Annotated in this window: 1 protein-coding gene; it reads right to left on the bottom strand. The window is 68.6% G+C overall.

Translation table 11 applies throughout. The features are described 5' to 3' along the window. On the bottom strand, positions 1 to 389 hold a 389-nt coding region (locus FJV41_RS57675), incomplete at both ends, for a hypothetical protein (RefSeq protein ID WP_141649705.1).

Here is a 389-nt window from a genome sequence, read left to right as displayed (position 1 = left end):
ACCGCGGCCACCGCCACCTCGGCATTCGCGGCGGGCTTGCCGTCGGGCAGCGTGGCGCTGATCGTGACCTGCGCCTTGCCGCGCACCGCGTAGCTTTCCTTGTCGGCAGCCACCTTCACCTCGATGCGGTGCGCCTTCGCGCCCACCTTGAGTTCGGCCAGGCCCAGGCGGTAGGCGGGCTTGGAGAGGTCCACCATGGCCGTCGGCGCGACGTATTCCTTGCCCTCGTACCAGAAGGCCGTCCACCACTCGCGCGGCGCCTTGAAGCCCCAGGTGAAGAAGCTGTACCACGGCACCTCGCGCAGCCGGCCGCGCAGCGCCAGCACGCTCAGGGCGGTGCTGGTGGCGCCATCGGCGTCAAAATCGCCGACGATCACAATATGCAAATC

The sequence above is a fragment of the Myxococcus llanfairpwllgwyngyllgogerychwyrndrobwllllantysiliogogogochensis genome (genome assembly GCF_006636215.1).
Classification (GTDB): domain Bacteria; phylum Myxococcota; class Myxococcia; order Myxococcales; family Myxococcaceae; genus Myxococcus; species Myxococcus llanfairpwllgwyngyllgogerychwyrndrobwllllantysiliogogogochensis.
Note: the sequence above shows the minus strand (reverse complement) of the source record. Positions and strands in the feature narration are given on the sequence as shown.